General features: G+C 70.1%; 6 protein-coding genes and 1 tRNA gene. 4 read left to right on the top strand and 3 right to left on the bottom strand.

What is annotated here, in order from left to right; genetic code table 11:
- The first annotated feature begins 620 nt into the window (after nt 1–620).
- The 3 genes from AWZ10_RS17425 (at nt 621) to AWZ10_RS17415 (ending at nt 2,745) form a co-directional block, all read left to right on the top strand.
- On the top strand, nt 621–1,850 hold the full coding sequence (locus tag AWZ10_RS17425) for a helix-turn-helix domain-containing protein (RefSeq protein ID WP_046704822.1): 1,230 nt from the start codon (nt 621–623) through the stop codon (nt 1,848–1,850).
- Nucleotides 1,851–1,941: 91 nt separating this feature from the next.
- Nucleotides 1,942–2,544: an oligoribonuclease gene (gene orn / locus AWZ10_RS17420; protein WP_046704821.1), complete on the top strand. Its 603-nt coding sequence runs from the start codon at nt 1,942–1,944 to the stop codon at nt 2,542–2,544.
- A 128-nt stretch (nt 2,545–2,672) separates the two neighbouring features.
- Nucleotides 2,673–2,745 (top strand) — tRNA-His (locus AWZ10_RS17415).
- A 72-nt stretch (nt 2,746–2,817) separates the two neighbouring features.
- Here AWZ10_RS17415 and AWZ10_RS17410 read toward each other — a convergent pair.
- From AWZ10_RS17410 to AWZ10_RS17400, 3 genes are all read right to left on the bottom strand, one after another.
- Complete coding sequence (locus tag AWZ10_RS17410; protein ID WP_060891519.1) at nt 2,818–3,270, bottom strand: hypothetical protein; 453 nt, start codon at nt 3,268–3,270, stop codon at nt 2,818–2,820.
- A gap of 84 nt (nt 3,271–3,354) precedes the next feature.
- Nucleotides 3,355–4,194 (bottom strand): hypothetical protein, encoded by an 840-nt coding sequence (locus AWZ10_RS17405; RefSeq protein WP_060891520.1) that lies wholly within the window; start codon nt 4,192–4,194, stop codon nt 3,355–3,357.
- A 236-nt stretch (nt 4,195–4,430) separates the two neighbouring features.
- A complete protein-coding gene (locus tag AWZ10_RS17400) occupies nt 4,431–5,486 on the bottom strand; it encodes a LacI family DNA-binding transcriptional regulator (RefSeq protein ID WP_107084506.1) in 1,056 nt (351 codons plus the stop codon).
- 550 nt (nt 5,487–6,036) lie between these two features.
- Between AWZ10_RS17400 and AWZ10_RS17395 the strand changes: the two genes are divergently transcribed.
- On the top strand, nt 6,037–7,413 hold the full coding sequence (locus tag AWZ10_RS17395) for an extracellular solute-binding protein (protein ID WP_060891518.1): 1,377 nt from the start codon (nt 6,037–6,039) through the stop codon (nt 7,411–7,413).
- Nucleotides 7,414–7,416 lie beyond the last annotated feature (3 nt).

Here is a 7,416-nt window from a genome sequence, read left to right as displayed (position 1 = left end):
TCGCCGCGGTCACCGGCGCCTGCCGCGTCCTTCTCCGCCAGTCGGAACGCGGAGCGGCCCGCAGGACGGCCGCGCACGCGACGGCCACGCACACGACGGTCACCCGCGCGACACCGGCCCGTAGGACAGCCGCCCGTTCGATGGCCGAAGATCGCACCCCCCGGCGTGGCCGACGGGGACGCTCCTCTTCCGGGGCGCACAGGGGCGGACGGAACTCCGGCCCGAGTACGCCGGTCGACTGACCGGTTTCCGCGCACACCCCCGTATCTTTTCAGCCAACTTCTGTCACCCGCACACCCCTTGGCCGAACACCCCCCCACCCCCCGTTCGACCTGCGCTGAAAGGGGTCCAGGGGCCGCGCGCACCCTACGTGGACCGGCCACCGGGACGAGGCGTACTTCCCTGCACGGCCCACGAGTGCAACGCTTCGTGATCGAATGCTTCACGCCAAGTTGCCATGTCGACAATGTGCCGGGTGGCGAACTGGTCACGCCGGCACCACGGGACACAGTAGATTCGATCATGACTGTCTTACGGCGGGGGACTCGTGCAGGACCAAGGGGAAACGTGCAGGAGCGACACAACCGAGGAGCCGCGACCACCGAGGGGGGCTTAGCAGTATGAGCCACGACTCCACCGCCGCGCCGGAAGCCGCGGCCCGGAAGCTGTCCGGGCGACGCCGCAAGGAGATCGTCGCGGTGCTGCTGTTCAGCGGCGGTCCCATCTTCGAAAGTTCCATACCACTGTCGGTGTTCGGGATCGACCGCCAGGACGCCGGCGTACCGCGCTACCGCCTGCTGGTGTGCGCGGGCGAGGAAGGCCCACTGCGGACCACGGGGGGCCTGGAACTCACCGCACCGAACGGCCTTGAGGCGATCTCGCGTGCGGGCACGGTGGTCGTGCCCGCATGGCGTTCGATCACCTCACCGCCGCCGGAGGAAGCGCTCGACGCACTGCGCCGAGCGCACGAAGAGGGTGCCCGCATCGTCGGGCTGTGCACCGGCGCCTTCGTGCTGGCCGCCGCCGGCCTGCTGGACGGCAGGCCGGCGACGACACACTGGATGTACGCGCCGACGCTGGCCAAGCGCTATCCGTCCGTACACGTCGACCCACGAGAACTCTTCGTGGACGACGGCGACGTACTGACATCGGCCGGCACCGCGGCCGGAATCGATCTATGTCTGCACATCGTGCGGACCGACCACGGGAACGAGGCGGCCGGCGCGCTGGCCCGTCGTCTCGTCGTCCCACCCCGTCGATCGGGCGGCCAGGAGCGCTACCTCGATCGATCTTTACCAGAGGAGATCGGCGCCGACCCGCTCGCCGAGGTCGTCGCCTGGGCGCTGGAGCATCTCCACGAGCAGTTCGACGTGGAGACGCTCGCGGCACGGGCGTACATGAGCCGTCGTACGTTCGACCGCCGGTTCCGCTCGCTCACCGGGAGCGCTCCCCTGCAGTGGCTGATCACCCAGCGCGTACTGCAGGCGCAGCGCCTCCTGGAGACGTCGGACTACTCCGTGGACGAGGTCGCGGGGCGGTGCGGCTTCCGTTCGCCGGTGGCGCTGCGCGGGCACTTCCGGCGGCAGCTGGGCTCGTCCCCGGCGGCGTACCGGGCGGCGTACCGGGCGCGGCGTCCGCAGGGTGAGAAGCACAGCGATCACCACCACGACGGCCCGCACAGCGTCCACGGGCCGTCCCAGGTGTCGCCGGAGCACGCCTCGCTGCCGCTCCAGGCCCGGCGCACGGCGGCGGCGAGCACCCTGGCGCCGTCGGCGTCCCTCTCCACGGAGGGCGCCAAGCCCGAGCTGTACGCGACGGGCCGCCTGCCGGGGCAGCGCAGCGCGCCGTAGCACCAACCGGCCCGTACGGCCCGGTCCCGCACCTGATCACCCTGGTGCAGGACCGGGCCGTACGGCTGTCACGGGCCGTAAGGTGAGACACATGAACGATCGCATGGTGTGGATCGACTGCGAGATGACCGGCCTCTCGCTGTCCGACGACGCGCTCATCGAGGTGGCCGCCCTCGTCACCGACTCCGAGCTGAACGTGCTCGGCGAAGGTGTCGACATCGTCGTCCGCCCGCCGGACTCGGCGCTGGAGACCATGCCGGAGGTGGTGCGCGCGATGCACACCGCGTCCGGCCTGCTCGACGCGCTGCCCGGCGGCACGACGCTGGCGGACGCCGAGGCGCAGGTCCTGGCGTACGTACGAGAACACGTGAAGGAGCCGGGCAAGGCCCCCCTGTGCGGCAACTCGGTGGGTACGGACCGCGGCTTCCTGCTCCGGGACATGCCCACGCTGGAGGACTACCTCCACTACCGCATCGTGGACGTCTCCTCGGTCAAGGAGCTGGCCCGCCGCTGGTACCCGAGGGCGTACTTCAACAGCCCCCAGAAGAACGGCAACCACCGCGCCCTCGCCGACATCCGCGAATCCATCGCCGAGCTGCGCTACTACCGCGAGGCGATCTTCGTCCCGCACCCCGGCCCCGACTCGGACACGGCCCGCACCATCGCCGCGAAGCACGTCCTGCCCGCGCTGTAATCCCGTCCACGGGGCCCCTCCGGGCCCCCGAACGCCCTCCACCGAAACGCGTGCGCGGGCACCCCTCAAGACCCTGTACACTTTTTCTCGGCCGGTCGGTGAAACCTTCGGATGAACCGCCGGTCATGGTGGGTGTAGCTCAGCTGGTAGAGCACCTGGTTGTGGTCCAGGATGCCGCGGGTTCGAGTCCCGTCACTCACCCTGATCGATCAAGCCCCGACCTGGGACAACAGGTCGGGGCTTGTTCGTGTGCCGAGTGTGAGGCGAGGGGGCTCAGCAGTCGTCGTAGCGCCAGACGCCGGCCTCGCGGGTCCACGGCTCCTGCTTCTGGTCGAACTTGGGCATGCCGACGCCGTATGAGACGCGCGCCACATCGCCGGACATCTCGTCGACCTCGAACCGCTTCACATCCCGTGCGCCGTAGTCCCCGACGGCCCGTTCGGTCAGCGCGGCCATGCCCGCACGGGTGATCCGTTCCTTGCAGCGCGCCGACAGCATCCCGTACGTGCTGTCGGGCTTGTTCGCGAAGTACGCCGCGGTGTACTCACGGACGGCCGCTTCGAGACCGGCGGTGTCGGCCGGGCCGGGCGCGGAACTCGGCTGCTCGGCGCTCGCGGACGGCTTGGCCCTCACGGACGGCTTACCGTCGGCGGGCTCGCCGTCGGAGGTGCACGCGGTGAGCGCGAGGAGCGTGGCTGCGAGTAAGACGACGGCGCGGGTGCGCATGGTGGTCCCCCTGGGATCGGTGTGCAACGCAAAGGGGCATCGTGGCACGGTCGGGGCAGGGTCAGGCCTCAGGAGCCCCAGCCCTCAGCCATGCCATGCGTCCGCGAACTCCCTTACCCCCGCGAAGCGTTCAGCGGGTTTCGGGCGCGTGGCTCGCTCCAGCACGCCCAGTTGGGCCGCCGTACCCCGCCAGGCACGCTCCTCGTCCCCCGCGTCCAGCAACAGCCGTGCGGTGCGGCCCAGTACGTGGACCGTGGTGCGGAGGTCGATCGTGGAACCGCGTTCGAACTCCTCCGGCGCCATGAAACGGGTGGAGCCCGGCAGCCGCTCGGCGTCCAGCACGAAGGGTCCGGGCCGGTACTCGTCGAGATCGACGAGGTGCATCTCGTGCGCCGCGAAGTCGTACAGCAGGGCACCGTCGTAGAGATCCACGGCGACGTGCCCGGCCGCCTCGACGGCGAGGTGGGCGTCGAGGACGCGGGCGAAGGCCTCCTCGACCCTGGCGACGGGCAGGGCCCGAAAGCGTGCCATCGGACTGCCGACGCCCGTACGGTCCCCGCTGCCGCGCTCGGCGGGATGGTACAGCACCTCCCCGTCCCGCCAGGGCATGACCACGGCCGGCCCGTCCCGCGTGGCGACGCGGTGCACCTGCGGGACGATCACCGGGTGCCGCACGGCGCGGTGAAAACCCCACGCGCGCTCCAACGACCGCAGGCCCTCGGCATCAACCGCCGTCTTCACAAACCACCGCTCATCGCGGTCGGGCAACCGCACCCCGTACGCCACACACCCCGAGTCCTGCTTCGCGAAGACCCGGAAGACCTCTCCGATCCGGGCCAGACAATCCGCTACCGGCCCGTCGATCCGCTCCAGGCCCAACAGCGGGTGACTGCCCGCGCTTTGCCCTCTGCCCAAGTTCTCCATGAAGGCCAGGCTGCCAGCAGCACTCTCCGGCCACAGCGGGGCGTGCTGCCACAGGTGCACGGACGTCAGGCCCGCCACGACAGCCTCTCCCCTCTCGACCGCGCGTTGACCTGGCAACGCTTTCACTCACGGCTTCGGAGCGAGCCACCGGCTTGAGCCGTTGCGGCTGGGCATCCCGCTCCTGCCCGCCGCCGACCGGCCGCAGTCGGAACCCCGGTGTTCGAACACGGCCGCTCTCAGGAAGACGCCCGCGCCACCAGCTCCGTGGGCAGCATCACCTGTCGCCGCTCCAGCCCCCGGGACACCGCCGGGCGGCGGTCCGCGATCTCGTCGAGGAGGAGGTCGATCATGGCGCGGCCCATTTCCTCTATGGGCTGGCGGACGCTGGTGAGGGGTGGGTCCATGTGGCGGGCGATCGCCGAGTCGTCGAAGCCGACGAGGGCGACGTCGTCGGGTATGCGGCGGCCCGCCTCGCGGAGGACCTGGCGGGCCCCGGCGGCCATGACGTCGGACTCGGCGAAGACCGCGTCGAGGTCGGGGCAGCGGGTCAGCAGTTCCGTCATCGCCCGGCGGCCGCCCTCCTCCGTGAAGTCGCCGGGGACGATCAGGCGCTCGTCGACCTCGCGGCCCGCGTCCTCCAGGGCGTCCCGGTAGCCCACGACGCGCCGCTGGGCGCCGTAGACGTCCAGGCGGCCGGTGATGGTGGCGATCCGGGTCCGACCCCGCTCGATCAGGTGTTCCACCGCCGAGCGGCCGCCGCCGTAGTTGTCGGAGTCGACGGAGGGGAGCGTCTCGTGCTCCGAACGGGGGCCGCTGATGACCGCCGGGATTTCCAGTTGTGACAGCAGATCGGGGAGCGGGTCGTCCGCGTGGACCGAGACCAGCAGGACGCCGTCGACGCGGTGCGCGGCCAGGTACTGGGCCAGGCGGCGGCGCTCCCGGTCGCTGCCCGCGAAGATCAGCAGGAGCTGCATCTCCGTGTCGGAGAGCTGGGCGCCCACGCCCTTGAGGATGTCGGAGAAGTACGGCTCGGAGAAGAAGCGGGTCTCCGGCTCGGGGACGACCATCGCGATCGCATCGGTGCGGTTCGCCGCGAGCGCGCGTGCCGCCGTGTTCGGGACGTAGCCGAGCTCCGCGACGGCCGCCTCGACCGCCGCGCGGGTCGCGTCACTGACCCGGGGCGAGCCGTTGATCACCCTGGACACCGTCCCCCGGCCCACACCGGCCCGAGCAGCGACCTCTTCCAGCGTCGGCCGCCCACCGCTCCGGCCCCGTGCTCCGTGGCCTGTCACCATGGTCGCCTCCCGTTCACACCGCGCTGGCGTGGAATCTAACAGTCCTGATCGTCGTACGACGTCCGGGAAGTACTCATCCGGGTTTCGACGCCGGCTGTGACACCGGCCCGGATCCTGCGACGGCGTCCCCTCCGGGACGACCGGTTACACGAGTCCAACAGTGTCGGCGCCCCGGAACCCGGCGGGCCCGGCGGCGGGTCGGTGCCGCGAACCCGTCCGCCCGGGCCGGCCCGGGCGGACGCCGGCGCCCCGATCCCGCAGACCACTTGAGCCCCGGCCAGGCCTCGCCCTACCGTTTCCGGGCATGCGGGGCCGCCGGCCCCGGGTTAGTTAACAGCCCGATAACCGAAGGCATCTCTCCGCGCTCGCTCCCTTGACACCCCCGCGCGAACCGACGACTCTTCAACACATCACTCGTGGGAGCGCTCCCACAGTACCTGGCACTTACACAACCCGCACGTTCCCCGCCCGAGCCGCAGCATGAACTAACGGGCCCAACAAAGCCGTTGGCCGGGGGGTCGGCACGTCAGGGCATCAGGAGGACGCAATGCGAGCACGTACCCTCCCGCACTCCCGGCTCCGGTCGGGTGGGGGCACCCGCACCGCCCGCAGGACGCGCAGGGCGGTGGTCGTCGCGACCGTCGCCGCGCTGGGCGCCGGGCTGCTGGCCGGCTGTGCCGACGACGGCGATGGCGGCGGCGGTTCCTCGTCGGGCGGCAGTGGCGGCGGTGGCGACAAGACCACGATCACCCTGGGTCTCTTCGGCACCATGGGCTTCAAGGAAGCCGGCCTCTACGCCGAGTACGAGAAGCTCAACCCCAAGATAAAGATCGCCGACAACGTGATCCAGCGGAACGAGAACTACTACCCGCCGCTGCTGAACCACCTCACGACCAACAGCGGTCTGCTGGACGTCCAGGCCGTCGAGGTCGCCAACATCGCCGAGATCGTGAACACCCAGGCCGACAAGCTCTCGGACTTCTCCAAGGTCTCGGGGGTGGACAAGAGCAAGTGGCTCGACTGGAAGTGGGAGCAGGCCACGACCAAGGAAGGCCAGACGATCGGCCTCGGTACCGACGTGGGCCCGATGGCGATCTGCTACCGCACCGACCTCTTCAAGGAGGCCGGTCTGCCCACGGACCCCGCGGAGGTCGGCGCGCTGTGGGCCGGTGACTGGGCCAAGCTGATCACCGTCGGCGAGCAGTACAAGAAGAAGGCGCCCAAGGGCACCTTCTTCATGGACTCCCCCGGCGGTCTGCTCAACGGGATCATCGGCAGCGAGAAGGAGAAGTTCTACGACTCCTCCGGCGAGGTCATCTACAAGACGAACCCTGCCGTCAAGGCCGCCTTCGACCTGACCGCCGAGGCCGCCGAGAAGGGACTGGTCCAGTCGCAGACGCAGTTCCAGCCCGCCTGGAACTCGACGATCGCCAACAACAAGTTCGCCGCGATCTCCTGCCCGCCGTGGATGCTCGGCACGCTGAAGGACAACTCGAAGCCGGAGGCGAAGGGCAAGTGGGCCGTCGCCACCGCGCCCAAGAGCGGTAACTGGGGCGGCTCCTTCCTGACCGTGCCCAAGAGCGGCAAGAACGTGGAGGAGGCCCAGAAGTTCGTGGCCTGGCTGACCGCGCCGGAGCAGCAGGCGAAGCTGTTCAAGGTGCAGGGCAGCTTCCCGAGCGCCCCGGCCGCCTACACCTCACCCGAAGTCACCGGTGCGGTGAACGAGATGACCGGTGACCAGCCGATCGGCACGGTCTTCGCCGCGGCCGCCAAGTCCGCCCCGGTCCAGGTGATCGGCCCGAAGGACCAGATCATCCAGCAGGGTCTGTCCGACAACGGCGTCATCCTGGTGACGAAGGGCAAGTCGGCGAAGGAAGCCTGGGACTCCGCGGTCAAGTCCATCGACAACAAGCTGGATCAGTGACCC

The sequence above is a fragment of the Streptomyces europaeiscabiei genome, assembly GCF_001550375.1.
Taxonomy (GTDB): domain Bacteria; phylum Actinomycetota; class Actinomycetes; order Streptomycetales; family Streptomycetaceae; genus Streptomyces; species Streptomyces europaeiscabiei.
Note: the sequence above shows the minus strand (reverse complement) of the source record. Positions and strands in the feature narration are given on the sequence as shown.